This is a genomic window from Bacillus sp. J33, from assembly GCF_000518885.1.
GTDB lineage: Bacteria > Bacillota > Bacilli > Bacillales > Cytobacillaceae > Cytobacillus.
Map to the genome: position 1 here is coordinate 1 of NZ_JAEL01000073.1, position 23,037 is coordinate 23,037.

The following is a 23,037-nucleotide window of genomic DNA, read 5'->3' on the forward strand; positions in this document are numbered from 1 at the left end:
ACCGTTGTCCTCACTATAATATGGGCGAACCTTATCTAAAATGGTTGAAAAATCTATGTACTGATCTATTTTTCGCAGAAGGTGGTCCGAAGGAACAAGTTCATCAATAGACACAAATTCAATTTCATTTTGCGAAGATTCTTTGGGTTTAAACATGTAAATTCACCACAATCTATAGGATTTAATGGGTTAATTATAACATATTAACNCGGTGAATAATTAAAGTTAACTATTAAAATAAAGGCTGTCGATAGTTTCTCGACAGCCTGAAAGCCTGGCTAAAAGCCAGGCTTTTTTTGTGTTAAAAAAACGGCAATATAAACATGCCAACAATAATTGAAACAACACCGATTCCTATTGCCCAGCTGCCCAGGGTTTCCGAACCTCTTCGGCGAGCTATAAAGCCAAGGACAATTCCTGTTGCTCCAAACAGAACCGGCAATACAAACAGAGACAATATGGACAATGCAAGGGCTGCATAGCCGACTCCCCTTCCGGCTGCAGCTGTTTCACCTTCTTCTTCCCTATCCGCTCTTCTATCATAGACTCCAGGAGCCGCGATTTCAGCAGCGGTTTCTTCTGTATAATCTGCAACAGCCCCTTCCCTGTCCAGCGTTCTGTCATAGACATCGGAAGCTGCGATTTCAGCAGCAGTTTCTTCTGTATAATCTGTATTTGCCTCCCCAATTCGCTCACTATGGCGAAGATCGTACTCTTCATTGGTGCGTTCTTGGTCTGCCATCTTGTTCCCTCGCTTTCTTGAACTTCTTCTTGAAAAAGGATTGCTTGAGTGGAGCATTTATAGTGTTTGCGATATGATTATTTTTTAAGATGTTAATGTTTGACTGTCAGCACTATTCTTTGCAGACGTTTGTTCACCATTGCTCTTTTGCACAGACTGGACTTTTGTTAAGATATAGGATATATGTATTAAAGGAGAGCAGCTGATATGAAGAAGCGTTTTGGAATTGATATTGATGGGACAGTCACATGCCCAACATCAATGATTCCTTTTTTAAATAAGGCATTTAATTTGCATATAACATTAGAGGATATTAAGGAGTATGATTTGACTCCACTGGTTGATATATCTAAAGAGGAATTCGCCCAATGGTTTAGGGAAAATGAGCCTTTCATTTACCGGGACTCCCCCTTGGCCGATGGAGCAAAAGAAATCCTGACCAAATGGAAACAAACTCATGAATTATATTTTATAAGTGCACGCGGTTCCCACCTTCAGCAAATTACAGAAGAATGGTTTTTGGAAAACACTTTGGAATTTGATCATATTGAATTGATTGGTACTCATGATAAAATTGCAGCAGCAAAAAATTTCAAGGTAGACATATTCTTTGAAGATAAACATGACAATGCTGTTATGATTCATGAAGCCTGCCAAATCCCTGTCATTTTATTCGATACCCCCTATAATCAGGATCCGATCCCAAATGGAGTCATCAGGGTGAACAATTGGCAGGAGGCTTATAAATGGGTTGAAAATTGGCTTAAATAAAGTCATATTAAAAAAGCATGAATGCTCTTGGCATTCATGCTTTTTATTTCATCTTGCTTTAGAAGCATTCCGGACACTTTCCATAAATTTCAAATTTGTGCCCGGATACATCATAGCCTTTCAAGTTCTCTTGTACTTGTTTCATTGGACAAACTTCAATCTCTTTTGTTTTGCCGCAGTCCAAACAGATAAAGTGATGATGGTGATGCTCATGAGAACAAGTAAACCGGAAATGTTTTTCTCCTGAAAGCTCTGTCATTTCAAAAATGCCCAAATCCACAAACAAAGATAAATTTCTGTATATTGTATCAAAGCTAAGCCCAGGGTAATTATCCTTCATTTCTTCAAGAACATCCTTGGCTGTTAGATATTTATCGCTGTCAGAGAAAAGCTGAAGCATCTCTTCTCTTTTCCCTGTATGCTTGTATCCTTTTTCCTTTAAGAGCTGCATTGCTTCATTTACATTCATTCTTTTCACCCCTTGTTCCTGCTCTACATTACGCTAACTGACTTTTCCTAAAGAGTATATTTAGGCTGACCTCATGCCAGAAATTTTCTTTACCAGCATGGTGATAACCAAAATAAGAATTGTAATGACAACAATCGTTCCTCCTGGAGCCAGATCCATATAATAAGAAATAGTCAATCCGCCCAAAACAGAGATTTCCCCAAACAGTACGGACAGAAGAATTGTTTGTTTAAATCCTTTGGCAACCCTTATGCTGGCTGCAACTGGCAATGTCATTAAAGAGGAAACCAGAAGGATTCCAACAATTCTCATTGACGCTGCAATAACCAGGGCCACCATGATAATAAATATAAAATGAACACTTTTGGCTGGAATCCCAGATGCTTTTGCATGCTCCTCATCAAAAGACAGCAAGAACAATTCCTTATACAACAAAATGACTAGTGCTATAACAAAAATACTAATAATGAAAATAGTCCATAAATCTAAACGGCTTACTGCACTGACACTGCCAAATAAATAGCTGAATAAATCAGTATTAAAACCGTCTGCCAGTGAAATAAAAATAGCTCCCAAGCCTATTCCGCCAGATAAAATGATGGGAATGGCCAGCTCCTGATAATGCTTATAAATAGTCCTAAGCTTTTCTATGAACAACGATCCTGCTACAGAAAAAGCCATTCCCATATACATGGGGTTTAATCCGCTCAAGCCCAAAAACTTTTTCTCAAGTAGCAGACTGGCCGCAATCCCTGCAAGAGTTACATGGCTCAGCGCATCAGCAATTAAGGATAGCCTTCTGACAACAATAAAAACACCCAGCAAAGGAGCTATGATTCCTATTATAATTCCAGCCAGAAAAGCATTTTGCAAAAATTCATATTGTAAAACCGCTGATATCATCTGGCAGCTCCTCCGTGATCGTGATGGTCATGATTATGGGACAGTACGTGGACATCATGACCGTAAAACTCTGACATTTCACTAATATTCAAGCTTTCAAATTCAGCTGTATTTCCATGGAAATGCAAATTCCTGTTTAAGCAGGCAACATGTGTTACCTTATCTGAAATGGTCCCGATGTCATGTGTTACCAGCAACAGGGTAATTCCCAGCTTCTTGTTCAGATCATCAAGCATTCCATAAAATGATTGAACATTTTTGGCATCCACTCCCACAGTTGGTTCATCAAGAATGAGCAGTTTCGGATCACTTACTAATGCACGTGCAATGAATACACGCTGCTGCTGTCCGCCGGAAAGCTCACCTATATTCCGCCAGGCAAAATCCAGCATGCCGACTGAATCGATTGCCTGCAGTACTTTTTCCTGATCCGCCTTTCCCATAAATTTAAAAAGCCCAAGCTTCTTTGTAAGCCCGCTTGATACGACTTCAAAAACAGTTGCCGGGAAACCAGTATTGAATGAATTTGCCTTTTGGGAAACAAATCCGATTTTTTGCCAATCTTTAAACCGGCTTATTTCCTGTCCAAATAGCTTTACACTCCCCTTTTGGAGTTTCAGCAACCCCAGGATCAGCTTTAATAATGTGGATTTACCTGATCCATTGGGTCCTACGATGCCCAGAAAATCCCCTTCGTATATGTTTAAATTAATCTCTTCAAGGACATTCTCTTTTTCATACCTATAAGAAACATGCCCTATTTCTATAATTGGCTCTGCCATTTTTATCACCTATAATATTAAGAATGATTCCGATTTACAAGAATAGTATACAGGAACTAACTCTTGAAGTAAAGAAAACATGATTTGGCACCAGTTTATCAAACAAGTGTCACGATTTCCTTTTCTCCCTCATACAGTACAGTGGAGGAGGAATGAGGATGAAAATTTTTGAAAGCATCATAAACCATAAATTAAGCAATATTACTGCAAATGAATTATTGAAATATGGAGAGCAATTCAACATTAGCATTACAAAACCGCAGGCCCAGAAGATCGCAAATTATCTGCAGGGAAAGCAAATCAATATCTTCGACGATCGTGAACGGACAAAAGTAATAAAAGAAATTGCCAAAATCGCAGGGCCGGAAACGGCAAGGGAAGTAAACCGCCTCTTTTTGCAATTTACAAAATAATGCCTTGCTTTACCAATACTTAATTTCCCCATGCAAAAAGCTGTGTAGTGATACACAGCTTTTGTATTTGTTAGTCTTGCATAATTGCATCTAAAAGGTTTTCATCGAATTCCTGGTTTCGGAGCATATTAATCTCATGCTTGTATGGAGCTTTTTTATTTTTTTTGTCTTCCCCTACATATGGAGTCTCAAGGATTTTAGGAATGTCCTTTAACTGAGGATGGTGGACAATATAATTTAAAGCTTTGAACCCAATATGCCCAAACCCGATATTTTCATGGCGGTCTTTTCGCATTCCGCGTTCATTCTTGCTATCGTTAATATGAAGGACTTTTAAGCGATCAAGCCCGATAATCTGATCGAATTTTTCCAGCACTCCGTCAAAATCATTGACAATATCATAGCCCGCATCATGGGTATGACAAGTATCAAAACAAACTGATAAATGGTCATTGTAATTGACCCCGTCAATGATCATTGCAAGCTCTTCAAAGGATTTGCCACATTCAGAACCTTTTCCAGCCATCGTTTCAAGTGCAATCTGCACTTTCTCTTCTCCATTTAAAACTTCATTAAGGCCTTCAACAATCTTCTTTATGCCTTCTTCTGTCCCAGCACCTACATGTGCTCCAGGATGAAGAACAATCTGTTTTGCTCCAATCGCTTCAGTACGGTCAATTTCAGAACGCAAAAAGTTGACCCCCAGTTCAAATGTTGAAGGATTTGTTGTGTTGCCAATGTTGATGATGTATGGAGCATGTACAACAATATCAGATATCTCATGCTCTTGCATATGCCTTAATCCTGCCTCAATATTCAAATCCTCTATTTTTTTCCTTCTTGTGTTTTGAGGGGCGCCTGTATAAATCATAAAGGTATTGGAGCCGTATGATACAGCCTCTTCACTTGCTGCCAGCAGCATTTTTTTCCCGCTCATAGAAACATGTGATCCAATTTTCAGCATAGTCCAACCTCTCCCTGTTTTTATTTATTTACGCTTTATTCTTCTTTCGCGCTTTTTAATTTTGTCCATTTCCCATTTCATTTTCTTTTTGTAGCCCGGCTTAACTTTTTTTGGCTTTTGCACCAATGATGCAGCCTTTTTATCTATATCATCTGTTTGTTTTTGCCTTGTTTTTCTCTTATTGCGATTATCAAGATTGATCCATTCGCCTTTTTGTAAATCCTTGTGATGAAACTCAATCCCCATCTTTTCAAGCTTATTTAAAGCATCTTCATCAGAAGGTTCATATACAGTCAGAGCAATGCCAGAAAAACCTGCACGGGCTGTACGGCCAACGCGATGCACATAAAAATCCAAGTCTGTCGGAAGTTCATAGTTAATAACATGGCTGATCCCCTGAATATCAATCCCTCTTGCTGCAAGGTCAGTCGCAACAATATATTGAAATTCAAGATCCAAAATTTGCTTCATCATTTTTTTCCGTTCACGTGGATTAAGATCACCATGGATACGGCCTACTTTTAGCCCTTTGCTTATTAATCCATCTGCCACTTCATCTGCTTTTTTCTTTGTGTTGGTAAATACAATAGCCAAATATGGGTTAAATGATGTTAATGCCTCATGTATCAGGCCCACCTTATTGCGGTGCCTGGATGGAAGCAGCCAGTGCTCTATATTGGCAGCGGTTGCCTGCTTCGGTTCAATCTGCACAAATTTTGGATTTTCCATATACTTTTTTAAGAAAGGCTTTAGTTTCTCAGGAATTGTAGCCGAGAAGACTAGCATTTGCAGCTTTTCCGGCATCCTTGCCGCAACCTGATCCACATCTTCGATAAATCCCATATCAAGCATCAAATCTGCTTCATCTACTACCAGGATTTCTGCTGTATGGACAAATAAAGCCTGTTCCTTTACAAGATCATTAATCCTGCCTGGGGTTCCAACTACAACATGAGGCTGTTTTTTTAGCTTCTCAATTGTCCTCTGCTTGTCGGTTCCGCCGATATAACAGCGCACTGTGATTTCCTTCCCCTCATCACAATGATTTGTAACTTTGAGAATTTCATGATAGATCTGGTTTGCAAGCTCCCTTGTTGGAGCTGTAATTATGGCCTGAACTTCCTGCCGCGAGGGTTCGATCTTTTGAAGTATTGGCAATACATAGGAATGGGTCTTTCCAGTACCTGTCTGAGACTGCCCAATAGCGCTTTCTCCTTTGAGTATGGCAGGAATCATTCTTTCCTGAATTTCGGTTGGTTCATAAAAGCCAAATTCTTTCACAGCTTCTATTATAAATGGCTTAAAATTAAATCGTTCAAATTTTGTTTCGTTCATATAAAAACTCCTCAGTGTTCAGATCCAGCCTAAGAGGGATAGCGTGCTTAAGGGATGAATCTGATTCATTTATTTTAGGCTCTTTTATCACAAATTGTTGTTTTTACTTATAAATTTTGCCCGTTGGTTAACATTAGTTAGCCTTGAAATGCAGCAAACTTTTAAGAAAACAGCGTTTATTTAAAAGTTTGCTCTGTTAAACTTGCTTGCTGATCTTTGCTGCATTGCCGAAGTGCCAAGCCTAAAAGGAAGAAATACTTGTCATCAGCCTTGACATTGTCCATCTCCGACCTTTTCTTACATCCTGTTATTATAATAAAGTTTCATGCAAATAACCACTCATACAGGCTTATATATTTTTATGATGGGCTTTTCAAATCATTTTTAACAATTAAATAGGAATCTTCCGCATTATACCTAAACCAAAATATGATAAGCGCATACTTTAATATATGAGTACATTTCCATCCTGCTTGGCTGCAGGAGAAAAGTGTTTTCTGAAAGGAGGCCAAGAATAAATGATGCCAGGACCAAGACCTCCCATGCGCGGAGGAATGCCCCCGTATCCCTATATGAATCCGATGCAAGGAAGACCTCCGGGGGGAACAATGATGAGAGGAGCTCCGGGAATGCCCCGAGGAGGCGGCGGATTGCTTTCCAAATTATTAGGAAAAGGCAATGCCCAGGCTCAAGCAGGAATGGGAGCTGCAAGAACAGCAGGAGGCTCTCGAGCAGGAGGCGGGATTCTCCAGGCGCTAAGCAACCCTTCATCTATAAATGGATTTATAAATAATACCCAAAAGGTGCTAAATACAGCCCAGCAGATAGGACCAATGGTACAACAGTATGGACCGCTGGTAAGAAATCTTCCAGCGATGTGGAAGATGTACAGAGGATTAAAGGACGTACCTGATGAGGAAACTTCACAGGAAAAAGATGAGTCAAGCACTGAAATGAAAGGGGAAAGTAAAGCCAAAGCTAAAAAATCCCCTTCACAGCGTACAAAAACCAATGCTGATGCTAAACAGACCGTTTCCAATCGTTCAGGAAGCGGTGAATCCAAGCCAAAATTATATATATAACTCCAAAGAATGCCAAGGCATTCTTTATTTTTTTCTTTACACCCTTTATGCCAAGCCTAAAAAAGAGGGGTACCCTGCGTGGATATTCTCTGCACGTTTCTTGAAAATCAATTCCCTTATAAACCAACTTCCGCTCTTCTGCATAACGCCTGGGGGCTCCCAAACTCATTTATCCCCGCCAAAAAGGGTTTTTTGTATTATCAGGCTATCTCTTATATAATAGAATAAGCAAGCTGGGGATAACCCCTGATATTTTGTATTTAAATAGAACCCGCAAAAATTAAGATAGATGCTGTAATTAGGGAGGATAAGCGGATGAATGTCATAAAAATCTCTCCTAGGGGATATTGTTATGGTGTGGTTGATGCGATGGTGATAGCAAGAAATGCTGCACTCGACCCATCATTGCCACGACCCATTTATATATTGGGTATGATCGTCCATAACAAACATGTAACAGATGCTTTTGAAGAGGAAGGCATTATTACACTAGATGGAAAAGACAGAAAAGAAATTTTGGATAAGGTTGATAAAGGGACTGTTATTTTTACTGCACACGGCATTTCTCCTCAAGTAAGGGAAGCTGCCAAACAAAAAGGCCTAGTCACAATTGATGCTACATGCCCTGATGTTACAAGGACCCATGATTTGATCAGGGAAAAAGAAAAGGAAGGCTTCCAGATCATTTACATCGGCAAAAAAGGGCATCCCGAGCCTGAAGGAGCCGTTGGGGTAGCACCACATGCAGTCCACTTGGTACAAACAATTGAGGATGTAAAGGATCTGAGCATCCAGGCTGATAAAATTCTAGTAACAAACCAGACTACAATGAGCCAATGGGATGTAGCCCATGTCATGGATCAAATAAAAGAAAAGTATCCTCATGCTGAATTTCACAAAGAAATCTGCATGGCTACACAAGTACGGCAGGAAGCAGTTGCTGAACAAGCCGGCCAGGCTGATGTTTTAATTGTCGTTGGAGATCCGAAAAGCAATAACTCTAACCGCCTTGCCCAGGTTTCAGAGGAGATTGCCGGCACAAAAGCATACAGAATTGCAGATATTACCGAACTGGATGTCACTTGGCTTAAAGATGCTTCAACTGTTGCAGTTACTGCAGGCGCTTCTACGCCAACACCTATTACAAAGGAAGTCATTGCCTTCCTGGAACAATTTGATCCAAACGATGAATCGACATGGTCCCGAGAGAAAAAAGTACCGTTAAATAAAATACTTCCAAAGGTAAAGAAGCCTACCAAAATATGATATGAAAGAACCGGCCCCATAGTAGGGAGCCGGTTCTTTTTTGTTTATTTCTTGTTTTTGCCTGTTAATGTCCACTCCCGGCGCGGGAGGTCCGACACTCCTCGGTGAGGGCGCCTGTGGAGTCTCCCTTTTAAACGCTCCTCCCTTAGGACTTTGGAAAAATCTCCCTCGACTATACACCGCACGAAGGGAATGCGAGTCATTTCCAAGGAGCCCGTGCCTTTCCCTCTAATCAACAATTAGCTTTAGCTCAGCCTTGTTTATAGACTCAAATAAATTTAAATGGATCCGTATGGATTTCTGATGGAAAAATGGATACTTCATAGCCTTTTTCCACACATAGTTTTTCTAGCTTCTCTGTGACTCCTTTTTTCATCACCTTTTCCACATTATGGCCTGGATCAACAATATTGAGGCCCATCATCATGGCATCGTGAGCAACATGATAATACATATCGCCTGTTACATACACATCTGCGCCCTTCATTTTGGCGGACATAAAATACTTATTTCCATCTCCCCCAAGAACGGCCACTTTCTTAACTTTAGAGGAAAGGTCCCCCACTACCCGGACTCCATCCACCTCTAGAGTTGTTTTGACATGTTCAGCAAACTCTTCAAGAGTCATTTCACGGATTTCCCCTATTTTTCCCAGGCCTAATGCTTCGCCTTTGTTATCAAGTTCATAAATATCATATGCTACTTCTTCATATGGGTGGCTTTTAAACATAGCAGAGAGTATTCTTTTTTCCAAATGCTCAGGAAAAATCGTCTCTATACGAACTTCAGATACTGACTCAAGCTTGCCTTGCCGGCCAATATGCGGATTTGCCTCTTCATTTGGCTTGAACTGGCCTGTCCCCGATGATGAAAACGTACAATGACTATAATTTCCGATTGAGCCAGCACCTGCATTTCCAAGAGACTGCTTTAAAGACTCTGCATTTTCTTCAGGCACAAACACTGCAAGCTTTTTCAAAGTAGTTTGATATGTTGGATACAAGACTTCTGTGTTATTTAGCTGCAGAGCATCAGCGAGCATGTCATTTACCCCGCCTTTGGCTACGTCCAGATTGGTACGCGCTGCATAAACGGCTATATCATGCTTAATAAGCTTTTCAATAATTCTTCCAGATGGTGTATCTGTGGGAATTTTTTGCAGTGGCCTGTATATAAGCGGATGATGAGCTATAATAAGCTGAACTTTTTTTTCTATTGCTTCATCCACAACTTCCTCGAGTACATCCAATGCAATCATGACCTTTTCAACAGGTTTGTTAAGCCTCCCGATTTGAAGGCCAATTTTGTCTCCTTCCATCGCATATCCTTTTGGAGAGAACTGTTCAAACAGCTGGATGATTTCATGTCCATTTATCTTTTTCACTGGTTCAAAACCTCCTCTGCCATCTTTATTTTCTGATATAACTCCTGTTTTCTCTTTTCTGTCTCTTCTGTGCTTGCTGCCTTATCAAGCTGCAATAGTATACGCTTCCAGTTTTTCACTTCACCCTGCCACTTATTTTGGAATACCCTAGATCTTTCTCCCATTAAAAAAGGGCCCATTAGCAAACCTTTCTCTACATTCTTATAGGGCTTCAGCGGCTCCCCTTTTTCAGCAGAGAGGACTTCGTAGATCTTTCCATCCTCTTCCAGAATTTCCTCCGCTATAAGTTCCCAGCCATGATCAACAAGCCAGGTTCTTATTGAAATCGCGCTTAAATTAGGCTGCAGAATAAGCCGTTTAACTGAATCAAGCTTGTCCTTTCCCTCTTCCAGTATGGTTGTGATTAAAGCACCACCCATACCGGCAATTGTTATGCAGTCTACTTCACCCTGGCTGACTACCTCGAGTCCATTTCCTTTGCGGACCGATATCTGGTCCTCAAGCCCTTCCAATTTCACCTGTTTTTTAGCTGATTGATATGGCCCTTCTACCACTTCACCAGCTATAGCAAACGGTACAATCCCTTTCTTTACAGCATAGCATGGCAAATACGCGTGGTCTGACCCAATGTCAGCTATACGCGAACCAGCAGGTATATATTTCGTTACAGCTTCAAGCCGATGTGATAATTTTTCCGTATTCATTCTGTCACCACTTATCTATGTATTAAAAAAGCGCATAGCATCCTGCTATTCTGCTCCTGGAGCGGAATAGCAAAAAAAGCTATTCGTTTTTGCGATAGCCTTTCTTATAGTATAAAAAAAGTCCTTTACATATGCAAAGGACTTTCATTATCGGTTTTACTTAAGGCCAGCTAACCATTCAGCCATTTCAGCAGCCTTATCTTGAGGCACTAAACCTGGGGGCATAGAGCCTTTACCGTTTACAACGATATCTGCAATTTCATCCTGGGATAAACGGTCGCCTACACCAGTAAGAGCAGGACCGACTCCACCTTGATATTGGTCACCGTGACATCCAATACAGCTCTTCTGGTAAATTTCTTCAGGGGTTGCAGCTGCAGTTTCTTCAGTTTCAGCACCGCCGCCTTCCTGTTCTTTTGCAAGCTCTTCCATATCGCCCAGACCTTTAAAAGAAACAAGGAACATTGCTACCACACCAAAAACCATAATTAAAACAAATGGAATGATTGGATTGCGATTCATGACTTAACCTCCCTTATGTAAGCACATTTCAGTTTAAGTAAGTATACAAACAATTTCTATTTTACTTTAAAAAAGGCTGAAGGAAAAGCCCTAAAGTAAACTTTGTCATTTCTTGTTCATAAAATGGACAAAAACTCCATCCGGCTGGATAGAGTTTTTCTTTACTTAGTCGTTTTATTTTAAGGCTCTTTTCTCATAAATTGTGGTTTTACCTCTAAATTCTGCCCGTTGCTTTCCGCGGGCTTCCGACGCTCCTTCTTGGCGTATTCCGCGTCTGCGGGTTTCTCCTTTTGGCACGCAGGAGCCTCGCGCCTTACACTGCAAATAACACGTGCTAATGAAGCATTTTTGTGTTATCACAGTTTAATAACTAAATCCACGACAATGTTTTTTTAACATCCAATTTGACGTGCAATAACCATTCGCTGAACTTCTGACGTTCCTTCACCAATCTCTGTAAGCTTTCCATCTCTCATATATCGTTCCACATGATAATCTTTCATATAACCGTATCCCCCATGGATTTGCACGGCCTGATCGGCTATTTCCATACAAATCTCTGAAGCATACAGTTTGCACATAGAAGCTTCTTTTGCAAAAGGTCTTCCCTGGTCTTTTAACCATGCAGCTTTATATACCATATTTCTTGCCAATTCTATCTTCATAGCCATATCAGCCAGTTTAAACTGTATAGCCTGAAAGTTTGATAGGGAGCGGCCAAACTGCTGCCTTTCTTTAGCATATTGCAGCGCTTTTTCATATGCAGCCTGTGCAATGCCCAAAGCCATTGCCCCTATTCCGATACGGCCTCCGTCCAAAGTAATTAGGAACTGTTTAAAACCTTCTCCTTTTTTGCCGAGCAAGTGCTCAGTCGGAACGCGTACGTCTTCAAGAACAAGCTCTGTAGTATTGGAAGCATTTAGCCCCATCTTTTCATAATTATCAATTACCGTAAATCCTTCGGCATCAGTCGGGACAATAATAGCACTGATTTCCTTTTTGCCATTTTTTTCACCCGTAACAGCTGTTAAAGCCAAATGCTTGGCATAGCTGGCATTGGTAATGAAACATTTATTGCCATTGATTATATATTCGCCATCCTTTTCGACAGCAGTTGTTCTAGTGCCGCCGGCATCCGATCCAGCATTTGGTTCAGTCAGGCCAAATGCGCCGAACGACTCCCCAGTACAAATGGGTACAAGGTATTTTTGCTTTTGCTCTTCTGTTCCGAATAGGTGCAGCGGTGCACCTCCAAGTGAGATGTGAGCTGAGTAGGTAATGCCCGTAGAAGCACAAGCCCTGCTAAGCTCTTCTGTCACGATTGCAAAGCTCACAGTGTCCGCGCCTGCTCCGCCATATTCTTCAGGAAACGGCAGCCCCATTAAACCAAGGTCGGCCATTTTTTTAAATACTTCAACCGGAAACTCCTTTGTTCGGTCTCTTTCAAGGGCGCCCGGTGCAACTTCTTCTTCTGCAAACTCCCTTATTGTTTTGAGTATCATATTCTGTTCAGCTGTTAAATCAAAATTCATTTACATCCCCCTCAATACTTTTTACTGTATCCGCTTTCATAACTATTATATAAGGGATGTGCGAGTTTTCTCAACATTTAAAAACTTTTTAAAATATTTTATTATATGAATATAGAAATAACAATGAACATCACGCTCAAAGTTCCAGATACCCAAAAATAGTGCAGCCTGAGCTTCCATCCTGCAGCAAGCCATAGCAAACAATTTATAATTAAAGCAGAATATAGGATCGACGGTATCTCCGAGTATTGAACGGATACAAAATTTACTGATGCAGCCAAAAAAATGAAAGAGGCTGATATGATAGGAATATGATAAGGAATTCCTTTTTTAGAAAAATAAAAAACTGCAAAAATCCCAGCAAAAATAAAAAGGAATAAAATGGCGGTTTGCAAAATAATAGACAATTCAGTAAAATAAATAAAAAACACAGAAATTGGAATAAGCAGCAAGAAAATAAGATTCATTAATTGTAAGACCATTCCCTTTTTCTCTTTTCTTGTTTCCTTCGGCTGATTCCCTTCCGTGTAAAGAGCTAACAAATAATCACAATATTGATCAGGAAGCAATCGGCTTTTCTTCCAATATAATAATTCATTAACGATAATCTGTTTTCTGCTGTTATTCAAATCTGAGCACATCCAATCAAAAATAAGGAAATTTTTCAAAAAAAATAGTTTACTTCCATTTTAAGAAGTAAACTATTTCCTGGCAATCCTTTTCCTATTCTAAGAAGTCTTTTAATCGCTTGCTGCGGCTTGGATGTCTTAATTTTCTCAGTGCCTTGGCTTCAATTTGACGAATACGTTCACGTGTTACGCCAAAGACTTTGCCAACTTCTTCTAATGTGCGTGTACGGCCATCATCCAATCCGAAACGAAGGCGAAGAACATTTTCTTCACGGTCTGTAAGTGTATCAAGAACATCTTCAAGCTGTTCTTTCAAAAGCTCATACGCAGCATGTTCCGATGGGGATGTCGCATCCTGGTCTTCAATGAAATCACCTAGATGTGAATCGTCTTCTTCACCAATCGGTGTTTCCAGGGATACAGGCTCCTGCGCTATTTTAAGGATTTCACGCACCTTATCAGGTGTTAAATCCATATCCTCCGCAATTTCCTCAGGCGTCGGTTCACGCCCGAGGTCCTGGAGGAGCTGACGCTGGACACGAATTAATTTATTAATGGTTTCTACCATATGCACCGGAATACGAATCGTTCTTGCCTGGTCAGCAATCGCTCTTGTAATGGCCTGTCGGATCCACCATGTTGCATAGGTACTAAATTTATACCCTTTGCGGTAATCAAATTTTTCAACAGCTTTAATTAGGCCCATATTTCCTTCCTGAATTAAGTCTAGGAAAAGCATTCCACGGCCTACATATCTTTTAGCAATACTTACAACTAAGCGAAGGTTGGCTTCTGCCAAGCGCCTTTTTGCTTCTTCATCGCCTTCTTCAATTCTTTTGGCAAGCGAAATTTCTTCCTCTGCTGAAAGGAGATCAACACGCCCAATTTCTTTTAAGTACATACGGACAGGGTCATTAATTTTGACACCTGGAGGCACACTTAAATCGTTAAGATCGAATTCCTCTTCACCTTTGGCAAGTTCCTGGACATTCGGATCAGCATCTTCATTATCGCCTACCAATTCAACCCCCTGATCGCCAAGGAACTCATAAAATTCATCCATCTGGTGTGAATCAACCTCAAATTGAGACATTCTTTCCGCTATATCATCGTAGGCAAGGACACCTGTCTTTTTTCCTATTTCCACTAATTGATCTTTTACTTGTTCAAGGGTCAACTCTGTATCAACCTCTTTTGAACGGGCCGATTTTTCAGCCATCTGTCCCCCTCCTTCCAAAAATCACAGACATTCTTCTTCAAATATGCACATTGGGAACTTTAATAGGAGACATTTATCCCAAGGCACGTTCCAAGCATAATTATCGCCTGGTTTAAAACTGCATCTATAGTGACTTGCGCAATTGGAGAATTTCCATTGCGATTAATGCTGCTTTTGCGTAATCCTTTTGTCGTTCTGCTTCTTTTTCTTCATTTAGTTTTTCCTTTATTTTTAACATCTTTTGATAATTCAACACCTGTTTAATATAATCAGTTAATTCCTGTTCGCTTATTTCATCATTTATCGACATCATTTCGATATCTACAACAATTCGCTTAAGCTTTTCATCTGTTATAAAATTTATAAATGCACTTGGATCAGGTGGATGGCCTTTCTCGTAAAAACCTAAAAGATAAGTGATAATGGCCTGGTGTTCATCGATGTTAAACGTATTTCCATGAAGCATATCCTGAACTTTAAAAGCTACGTCACTATCACGTAGCATATGGGCAATCAATCGTCTTTCCGCTGTATGGTAAGCTGGTTTGAGATTGTCTGCCCTTTTGGGTATTTGAAGCCTTTTTGCAGGCTCAATTGCCCCCTTTCCCTTCTGGTTATTTTTTCGCTTTTCTGCGTAAAAAACCTGCTTTTGCTGCTCTTTCAAAGCTTCAAGGGAAAGCGAAAACTCATTTGCAAGCTGGCGGAGATAATGATCTCTTTCAACAGCTTTATCCAGCTGGCTGATTTCCTTTAATACTTCTTCGATATATAGAAGTCTATCTCCTTCATTTTGGAGACTTTTGCCCCGGCGGAGATAAAGCAGCTTAAAAGCCATTAATGTTACACTTGAATCAATGACTTCATTGCGAAACTTTTCTTCACCATATTCATTAATATAATCGTCAGGATCATATCCATCAGGCATTAAGGCCACTCTTACCTGGCAGCCAGCTTCCGTCAGCAGGTTTGCTGCTCTGTAAGCTGCTTCTATACCTGCATTATCGGAATCGTAGCAGATCGTGATTGATTGAACATTCCTTCTTAGGGAAGCAACATGCTCCTCTGTTAAAGCTGTCCCCATCGTGCCGACACCATTTCCGACTCCGGCGCGATCAGCGGCGATTACATCAGCAAACCCTTCAAAAAGAACGGCTCTTTGCATTTTTTTAATCTGGGGTCTCGCCAAATGAAAATTATATAAAGTTTTACTTTTATTGAAGATTGCTGTTTCAGGGCTATTTAAATATTTGGGCTCTTCGTCCCCTAGTGACCTTCCTGAAAAAGCAATCGTATTTCCGCTGCGGTCAAAAATCGGGAACATAATTCTATCTCTGAAGCGGTCAAAATAGTTCCCATCTTTATCCCGTTTAATGATCAGCCCTGCTCTCTCCATAACATCCGGCGGGAATTTTCTTTTAGTCAGGAACTTATATACAAAATCCCAGGATTTTAATGAATATCCAATTTGGAATTTTTCTATTGCTTCCATTGAGAAGCCTCTGTTAAGCAGATATTCTAGTGCATGCTGACCATCTTTTGTGTTTACAAGCAGATGGTGATAAAATTTACGTAGAAGCTCATGGGCTTCCAGCATCTGCTGCAAATCAACAGGCATTGATTTTGCTGACGCTACTGATGATGCATCAATCTCAAGCTGGACATTTCCCTTCTCCGCAAGCTTTAGTGCAGCTTCCTGAAAGGAATAGCCTTCTAGCTCCATCAGAAATGAAAAAGCATTTCCTCCAGCTCCGCACCCAAAGCAATGGTAGATTTGCTTTTCAGGTGAAACAGAAAAGGAAGGCGTATTCTCACCGTGAAAAGGGCAAAGCCCAAAGTAATTGCGCCCTTGCTTGTTCAATTGAATATAGTCGCCAATGACATCAACAATATCTACAGCTTGCCGAATTTCATTCACTTTTTCTTCGGCGATTCGCTCTGCCATATGAACAACTCCATTACTTCCATTACTTAATGAGATATTCTATAAAATATTACCGATTCCCTTCAAAATTCGACAAAATGTTTGTCAGCTGTTCCACAAACCTGGACCGGTCTTCCCGGCTAAAAGGTTTAGGGCCTTTCCCGTACACTCCTTTTCGGCGCGCTTTTGCTGATAAATACCGCATATCAAGCGCAGTGCGAATTTCATTTTCTTCAAATAAAATTCCCTTAGGCGAAAGGACATAAACTCCTTTTAGCAAAAGAGTTGATGCCAGTCCAATGTCCTGTGTAACAACCAAATCTCCGGATTTAACATTATTCATAATGAAAAGATCAGCTGCTTCTTTGCTGGAATCAACAAACTTCCAATCAGCCCCGTTTAAGTCATTTTTCATGTGGGCATAGGAAGCAACAAAGATTGCATCCAGTGAAAAAGAATTGGAGATTTCGACAATTTCTTCTTTTACCGGACAGGAATCAGCATCCACCATAATGACGGGTTTGCCTAATGTTCTAATAATTCTACATCACTCCGCATATTCCTTCTTTCCAAGAATAACTTTTGGATAGAGATTTATCCCGCATTAACGGGCAGCATATCCCACTACTTCAAGGCCTTGAGGGAACACACTAAAGGATAAACGGGGATTAACTGCCCGTAAAAGCCCGATTGGTTCAACTAACCATCAGTGGCCCACCACTGATGGAAGTTTCACTTTTTGTCGAATTTTTTCTTGGACAAAACCTTGACATGCCACAATAAATAGTTTATTCGTTCGGTATGAACTCTAAACCTATTCGGGTACATTTTTATCACAATTTTTTATTATAGTACATTAATGTCTATTTTGCCATTATTTTATCTTTGCAATTTCGGTACTTTTTTTGGAGTTATTTACTGGATATTGAGCATGTACTTTTAACTATCGGTCATATCGCCCTTATTTCGTGTCCGGTTTAATAAGTATTCAGCACTAAGAAAAAAGATTCCTCCATTTATTCTGCTTAGAACCTTGGAAAGCTTGTTAAGAAACCAGACAAAAGAAAAGGCACATAAAAAATTTTATGTGCTAGCTTCTCGGAAAGCTCTTACGGTATTGATTTAAAATCATATTTGCCGTTTCTTCAACCGCCTTATTGGTTACATCGATCACTGGACATTTGATTTTAGAAACAATTTTTTCAAAGTAGGCAATTTCTTCTTTAATTCTCTCTATATTTGCATAGCTTGCACTATCGCTTAGGCCCAAAGAGATAAGACGCTCCCTGCGGATGTAGTTTAATTTTTCCGGGCTGATTTTGAGTCCATAGCATTTTTCGGGAGGAACAAGGAACAGTTCCTCGGGTGGATCGACTTCAGGAACAAGCGGTACATTCGCAACCTTAAGCCTTTTATGTGCAAGGTATTGTGAAAGAGGTGTTTTGGATGTTCTTGAAACCCCTATCAGTACGATATCTGCTTTCAAAATCCCCCGTGGATCGCGGCCGTCATCATATTTTACTGCAAATTCTATGGCCTCAATCTTTTTAAAATAATCCTCGTCAAGCTTGCGAACCAATCCTGGTTCAAAAAGCGGCGTAACCCCGCATGCCTTTTGAATTTGATCCATAAGTGGACCCACTATATCAAAAGCATAAATTCCTTCTTCTGCTGCTCTTTGGTTAATATATTTTCTCATATCAGGCTTGACCATCGTATACGCAATCATTCCATTATCCAGCTTGGCTAAAGAAATGACTTCATCAATATGTAACTTTTCTTCAACATATGGAAAACGCTTGATGGTAATATCATTGCCGTTAAACTGGCTCGTAGCAGCCTTAGTTACCAATTCTGCTGTTTCTCCAACTGAGTCAGAAACGACGTAGATAATCGGCATTTTTTCCATTCTTCAAGACCATCTCCTTCGCGCCTTGATCTACTTTTCTCCCGCAAGGGCCAAGAACGCTTTTGTTAAGTTAGTTTTCGTTATCCTGCCGTTAACTTCGAATCCCTTATCTGTCTTCTTCACTACCGGCAATGCATCAATTTGTTTTTCAATCAGCTTTTTAGCAACTTCAATCAATAAATCATCTTTTTCACACATCGTAATATTCGGCATTCTCGTCATAATAATATTTACAGGGATCGAGTTCAGCTCCTGCTTTCCAATGCTTGCACGGAGCAAGTCCTTTCTGGATAGAACACCGACAAGCAGCGACTCCTGGTCAACCACAAACAATGTCCCGACATCCTCAAGAAACATCGTTACAATCGCATCATATACCGAAACATTTTCATTGACAACAACCGGAATCGACTGATAGTCCTTTACATACAGTTTTTGCAGATTTTCAGTCAAAAGCTGGGCTCCGGTTTTGCCGGTATAAAAATAGCCTACACGCGGACGTGCATCCAAATATCCTGCCATAGTCAAAATGGCCAAATCCGGCCTTAAAGTTGCCCTTGTCAAGTTTAGTTTTTCGGCAATGCTCTCCCCTGTAATAGGGCCATTTTCCTTCACGATTTCAATAATTTTTTCTTGCCTCTTATTTAATTCGATCTTCCTCACCACCTAACCTGTTGAGTTCCGGACAAATTTGCGAAAAAGTTTAGATCCTCCAGACCATTCTGAATTCGTCCTAAATAAGGTTATACTTTTATATAATTATTATATACTATTTACCATAAATGAAAAGATGTGTTTCATACATATTTAGCAGCGAAAAGCTGTTATTTCCAAAATATGAAAGAGCCCGTCAGCAAAATAACAGGCTCTATCATTTCCGGCCAGCGGTACTGCCGCTGCCATTGACTATAAAATTTAATCCAGCCCCATCAAAAACGCAAAATTTGAGCTCATTATTTAACGATTATTTCATTCATATTGGCAAACTGAAGAATGATCTCGGCCAGCTTTGCCATTTGGTTCAGCCTGTTTGAACGGATATCCTGGTTTTCGGCCATAACCATCGTATGGTCAAAGTATTGGTCAATTTCAGGCTTCATGCTAATGAGCAATTTAAACGCTGCCTCTTCTGACAGCTCATTTTGCAATTCTTCTTTCACTGATAAATATTTATTAAAAAGAGCTTTTTCGAATTCATTTTCAAACAGGCTGCTGTCTACCTCGCCTTTTTCTTCCGCTTTTGAAGAAATATTTATTACTCGGCTTAGAGCCTCTATGCTTTCTTTAAAACCTTCAGCATCTTTATTCGATTCAAGAACTTCGGCTCTTTTTACCAGGGACGGCACCGAACCAATTTCCCCGCCTAGAACTGCGTCAATTAAATCATATCGCACCGCTTTTTCCTGCAGCAAATACTTGATTCTCAGTTTAAAGAATGAAGTCAGTTCCTGCATTAGACCTGCTTGGTCCTTTTTGCCAATCTTTGCAGCAAAAACTGCCTCTGTGGCTAATCTAATTAGGTTTTCAAGCCCAATATCCCATTTTTTAGCCAATAATGTCTGGATAATGCCTGTTGCCTGTCTTCTTAGTGCATATGGGTCCTGTGAGCCGCTTGGAATAATTCCAATTGCAAAGGATGATGCAATGGTATCCATTTTTTCAGCAATAGCAAGCACTGCCCCGGCATTGCTAGAAGGTGTACGATCCTCTGCATTTCTTGGCATATAATGTTCATTGATAGCACGTGCTACTGCTTCTTTTTCGCCCTTTTGAAGAGCATACTTTTCACCCATGAAGCCTTGAAGCTCAGGGAACTCATACACCATATGAGAAACTAAATCAAATTTGCTTATCTCAGCCGCACGGTCTGTAATGTCTTTCTCCTCTGCACTTAAGCCAAGTTTATCACTTAATTGATTTGCAAGCTGCCGGACTCGCTCAACTTTTTCTGCAAGTGTGCCAATTTCTTCATGATACACAATGCTTTTAAGTTTTGCCAATGAGGCATTTATTTCCGTTTTCTGGTCTTCCTTGTAGAAGAAGGCTGCATCCGCAAGTCTTGCTCTTAGAACCTTTTCATTACCTTTAGCCACTTTCTCCAGATGTTCATGCCCGCCATTTCTGACAGTCACGAAATAAGGAAGAAGCTTTCCGTCTTTAGACTTCACAGGGAAATAACGCTGATGTTCCTTCATGGATGTAATCAAAACCTCTTCCGGGAGCTCAAGGTATTCCTCTTCAAATTGACCGTATAATGCAGTAGGGTATTCTACAAGATTGTTTACTTCCTCTAATAAATCCTCGTCAACTGGAATAACCCATCCGTTTTCTTCTTCAATCTTTTCCAGCTGGGATATAATAGCGTTCTTTCTTTCCTGCGGATTTGTTATCACATATTGCTCCAGCAATGCTCTTTCATAGTCAGCAGGATTATGAAGCTCCATTTCTTCACCAAGGAATCGATGCCCTCTTGTCCAGTTGGATGTTTGGACATTTGTTATGGAAAAAGGGATTACGTCATTTCCAAACAATGCCATTAGCCATTTAATAGGCCTTACAAAGCGAAGGTCCTGGTCTGCCCATTTCATATTCTTTGGAAATGTTAACGAAGTAACAATTTGCTGCAGTTCCGGCAGAAGGCCAGCTGTTTCCTGTCCCTTAATAAATTTGTTGACATGAGCATATTCAACCCCGTTAATTTCCTTAAAGAAAATATTCTCTACAGATGCTCCCTGGCCTCTGCTGAATCCAATGGCTGCTTTTGACCACTCTCCATCTTCATTTAATGCGATTTTTTTTGCGGGACCTTTTGCTTCTTCATTTATATCTTCCTGAGCTGTGCTGACTCCCGTTACAAGAACAGCCAAGCGGCGCGGAGAAGAGTATGCCTTAATTCCTTCAAATGAAATTTTCTTTTCTGTAAGCCATAGTTTTACTTTATCTGATAACTGATTCATCGAACTAGTAACGAATCTGGCCGGCATTTCTTCAAGGCCGATTTCCAAAAGCAGATCTTTTTTATTCATGGGACCCTTCCTCCTTATCCTTTAAAATCGGGAAGCCTAGCTTTTCTCGCTCATCATAGAAAGTTTTAGCCACTTTTCTTGCCAAGTTTCTGCAGCGGGCAATATAACCAGTTCTTTCTGTAACAGAAATGGCACCTCTGGCATCCAGCAAATTAAAAGTGTGCGAACATTTTAAGACATAATCATAGGCTGGATGAACAAGCCCTTCGTCCATTTGTCTGTGCGCCTCTTTTTCATAAATATTGAACAAATTAAAAAGCATATCCTGATCCGATGTTTCAAAAGTATACTTTGAATGCTCGAACTCAGGCTGAAGGAAAATATCTCTTACAGTAAATCCATCTGTCCATTCAAGGTCGAAAACATTTTCTTTGTCCTGGATATAAGAAGCAAGCCTCTCTATCCCATATGTAATTTCAACAGAAACCGGCTTACACTCTAATCCGCCTACCTGCTGGAAGTATGTGAATTGGGTGATTTCCATTCCATCAAGCCAAACTTCCCACCCTAATCCAGCACATCCAAGAGAGGGATTTTCCCAATTATCCTCAACAAAGCGGATATCATGCTCAAGCGGATTAATTCCCAATGCTTTTAATGAATCCAGGTAAAGCTCCTGAATATTATCAGGGGAAGGCTTCATAATCACTTGAAATTGGTGATGCTGATACAGCCTGTTTGGATTTTCTCCATATCGTCCATCAGCAGGTCGGCGTGAAGGTTCTACATACGCAACATTCCATGGCTCCGGCCCTATTGCCCTTAAGAAAGTATAAGGACTCATCGTACCTGCGCCTTTTTCAACATCATAAGCCTGCATAAGGATACAGCCTTGTTCAGACCAATGTTTTTGAAGTGTTAATATCATGTTTTGAATATTCATAGGACACCTCTTCCTTTTTTTATTTTTGGCTCTGTTAAATTTGCCTGCTGATTTCCGCTACGGGATGCTAAAATCAACATTTTAATATAACACAGCCTTATTTTAGAATTAAAGCATGTGGCTTTGTTACCCTTTTCCATCTGATTTCCGATACAGTCAGCGATTCCGGCCTTCAAACCCTTCCCACCGTTTTGCACCTGGAGATCCCCATTGAATACGATTTTCCCAAGGATATTGAATAAGCTATTGAGAATCGATCCCGTACGAAGAAATGGGTATGCACTGTCGTTGACCTCGCGCCTTCCGCTTCAAGCAGTACTGCACTAAATGAACAGGCTCTAGCAAAGCTAAACATAAAAAAACTCTCATCTCTATGCTCAAGGCATAGGGACGAGAGTTTACCCGCGGTTCCACCCTATTTGCTGCAGCTTCTGCCGCAGCCTCTTTTATGTCAAATGACAATATTGCTCTGGAGCGCCCTTCCTTAACCTTCCATACCCGGCTTCCACCTTCCCGGGTTCGCTTTAATAGATTTGAGTTAAGTACTCTTCTCCTTCACTGCAATTATTTAATTAATTTGA

Annotated in this window: 22 protein-coding genes, 1 pseudogene and 1 other annotated feature; of the genes and pseudogenes, 4 read left to right on the forward strand and 19 right to left on the reverse strand. The window is 40.3% G+C overall.

Translation table 11 applies throughout. The features are described from left to right. Together L634_RS33505 and L634_RS0119205 are read right to left on the reverse strand one after the other, a co-directional pair. Positions 1-156, reverse strand: a pseudogene (locus tag L634_RS33505) (IS5/IS1182 family transposase); the annotation flags it as partial. A gap of 145 nt (positions 157-301) precedes the next feature. Continuing rightward, positions 302-742, reverse strand: a complete 441-nt coding sequence (locus L634_RS0119205; RefSeq protein ID WP_026583837.1) for a DUF308 domain-containing protein — start codon at positions 740-742, stop codon at positions 302-304. Positions 743-949: 207 nt separating this feature from the next. Between L634_RS0119205 and L634_RS0119210 the strand changes: the two genes are divergently transcribed. After that, positions 950-1,513 (forward strand): 5' nucleotidase, NT5C type, encoded by a 564-nt coding sequence (locus L634_RS0119210; RefSeq protein WP_026583838.1) that lies wholly within the window; start codon positions 950-952, stop codon positions 1,511-1,513. A 58-nt stretch (positions 1,514-1,571) separates the two neighbouring features. On the opposite strand, the gene L634_RS0119215 is transcribed toward L634_RS0119210, so the two are convergent. Genes L634_RS0119215 through L634_RS0119225 form a run of 3 tightly spaced genes read right to left on the reverse strand, consistent with a single transcriptional unit; the run spans position 1,572 to position 3,667 of the window. Further along, on the reverse strand, positions 1,572-1,982 hold the full coding sequence (locus L634_RS0119215) for a Fur family transcriptional regulator (protein ID WP_026583839.1): 411 nt from the start codon (positions 1,980-1,982) through the stop codon (positions 1,572-1,574). Positions 1,983-2,042: 60 nt separating this feature from the next. Further along, positions 2,043-2,885: a metal ABC transporter permease gene (locus tag L634_RS0119220; protein WP_026583840.1), complete on the reverse strand. Its 843-nt coding sequence runs from the start codon at positions 2,883-2,885 to the stop codon at positions 2,043-2,045. Beyond that, on the reverse strand, positions 2,882-3,667 hold the full coding sequence (locus L634_RS0119225) for a metal ABC transporter ATP-binding protein (RefSeq protein WP_084028948.1): 786 nt from the start codon (positions 3,665-3,667) through the stop codon (positions 2,882-2,884). The genes L634_RS0119220 and L634_RS0119225 overlap by 4 nt, the downstream gene beginning before the upstream one ends. Positions 3,668-3,825: 158 nt before the next feature. Here L634_RS0119225 and L634_RS0119230 point away from each other — a divergent pair, with 158 nt between their 5' ends. Beyond that, positions 3,826-4,080 (forward strand): DUF2624 domain-containing protein, encoded by a 255-nt coding sequence (locus L634_RS0119230; protein ID WP_026583842.1) that lies wholly within the window; start codon positions 3,826-3,828, stop codon positions 4,078-4,080. A 70-nt stretch (positions 4,081-4,150) separates the two neighbouring features. On the opposite strand, the gene L634_RS0119235 is transcribed toward L634_RS0119230, so the two are convergent. Together L634_RS0119235 and L634_RS0119240 are read right to left on the reverse strand one after the other, a co-directional pair. Further along, entirely contained in the window at positions 4,151-5,044 is an 894-nt protein-coding gene (locus L634_RS0119235; protein WP_026583843.1) for a deoxyribonuclease IV, read from the reverse strand. Positions 5,045-5,068: 24 nt separating this feature from the next. Beyond that, a complete protein-coding gene (locus L634_RS0119240; protein WP_026583844.1) occupies positions 5,069-6,379 on the reverse strand; it encodes a DEAD/DEAH box helicase in 1,311 nt (436 codons plus the stop codon). A gap of 608 nt (positions 6,380-6,987) precedes the next feature. On the opposite strand from L634_RS0119240, the gene L634_RS0119245 reads away from it, so the two are divergent. Next, positions 6,988-7,461, forward strand: coding sequence for a YqfQ family protein (locus L634_RS0119245; RefSeq protein WP_232233795.1), 474 nt, complete (start codon positions 6,988-6,990; stop codon positions 7,459-7,461). 315 nt (positions 7,462-7,776) lie between these two features. Then, a complete protein-coding gene (locus L634_RS0119250) occupies positions 7,777-8,727 on the forward strand; it encodes a 4-hydroxy-3-methylbut-2-enyl diphosphate reductase (protein ID WP_026583846.1) in 951 nt (316 codons plus the stop codon). Positions 8,728-8,995: 268 nt separating this feature from the next. On the opposite strand, the gene L634_RS0119255 is transcribed toward L634_RS0119250, so the two are convergent. From L634_RS0119255 to glyQ, 12 genes are all read right to left on the reverse strand, one after another. After that, a complete protein-coding gene (locus L634_RS0119255; RefSeq protein WP_026583847.1) occupies positions 8,996-10,111 on the reverse strand; it encodes a Nif3-like dinuclear metal center hexameric protein in 1,116 nt (371 codons plus the stop codon). Next, complete coding sequence (locus L634_RS0119260; RefSeq protein WP_026583848.1) at positions 10,108-10,815, reverse strand: tRNA (adenine(22)-N(1))-methyltransferase; 708 nt, start codon at positions 10,813-10,815, stop codon at positions 10,108-10,110. The genes L634_RS0119255 and L634_RS0119260 overlap by 4 nt, the downstream gene beginning before the upstream one ends. Positions 10,816-10,971: 156 nt before the next feature. Beyond that, on the reverse strand, positions 10,972-11,337 hold the full coding sequence (cccA, locus tag L634_RS0119265) for a cytochrome c550 (protein ID WP_026583849.1): 366 nt from the start codon (positions 11,335-11,337) through the stop codon (positions 10,972-10,974). Between the two features lie 392 nt (positions 11,338-11,729). Continuing rightward, positions 11,730-12,869 carry an acyl-CoA dehydrogenase gene (locus L634_RS0119275; RefSeq protein ID WP_026583850.1) on the reverse strand — a complete coding sequence of 380 codons (1,140 nt, stop codon included), beginning with the start codon at positions 12,867-12,869 and terminating at the stop codon, positions 11,730-11,732. Positions 12,870-12,970: 101 nt separating this feature from the next. Continuing rightward, the gene (locus L634_RS0119280) at positions 12,971-13,498 is read right to left on the reverse strand and encodes a hypothetical protein (RefSeq protein WP_026583851.1); all 528 of its coding nucleotides are present in this window, start codon (positions 13,496-13,498) and stop codon (positions 12,971-12,973) included. A gap of 94 nt (positions 13,499-13,592) precedes the next feature. Further along, entirely contained in the window at positions 13,593-14,717 is a 1,125-nt protein-coding gene (gene rpoD / locus L634_RS0119285) for an RNA polymerase sigma factor RpoD (protein ID WP_026583852.1), read from the reverse strand. Positions 14,718-14,841: 124 nt separating this feature from the next. Further along, positions 14,842-16,659, reverse strand: a complete 1,818-nt coding sequence (dnaG, locus tag L634_RS0119290; protein WP_026583853.1) for a DNA primase — start codon at positions 16,657-16,659, stop codon at positions 14,842-14,844. Positions 16,660-16,708: 49 nt separating this feature from the next. Next, positions 16,709-17,146 carry a DUF188 domain-containing protein gene (locus tag L634_RS0119295; RefSeq protein ID WP_026583854.1) on the reverse strand — a complete coding sequence of 146 codons (438 nt, stop codon included), beginning with the start codon at positions 17,144-17,146 and terminating at the stop codon, positions 16,709-16,711. 582 nt (positions 17,147-17,728) lie between these two features. After that, positions 17,729-18,547, reverse strand: a complete 819-nt coding sequence (locus L634_RS0119300) for a pyruvate, water dikinase regulatory protein (RefSeq protein WP_026583855.1) — start codon at positions 18,545-18,547, stop codon at positions 17,729-17,731. A gap of 30 nt (positions 18,548-18,577) precedes the next feature. Beyond that, a complete protein-coding gene (locus L634_RS0119305) occupies positions 18,578-19,210 on the reverse strand; it encodes a helix-turn-helix transcriptional regulator (protein ID WP_198029798.1) in 633 nt (210 codons plus the stop codon). Positions 19,211-19,500: 290 nt separating this feature from the next. Continuing rightward, the gene (glyS, locus tag L634_RS0119310; protein WP_026583857.1) at positions 19,501-21,573 is read right to left on the reverse strand and encodes a glycine--tRNA ligase subunit beta; all 2,073 of its coding nucleotides are present in this window, start codon (positions 21,571-21,573) and stop codon (positions 19,501-19,503) included. After that, a complete protein-coding gene (gene glyQ / locus L634_RS0119315) occupies positions 21,566-22,456 on the reverse strand; it encodes a glycine--tRNA ligase subunit alpha (protein WP_026583858.1) in 891 nt (296 codons plus the stop codon). Before glyQ ends, glyS begins: the two co-directional genes overlap by 8 nt. Before the next feature lie 383 nt (positions 22,457-22,839). Then, positions 22,840-23,024, reverse strand: a binding site (T-box leader). Between the last annotated feature and the right edge of the window lie 13 nt (positions 23,025-23,037).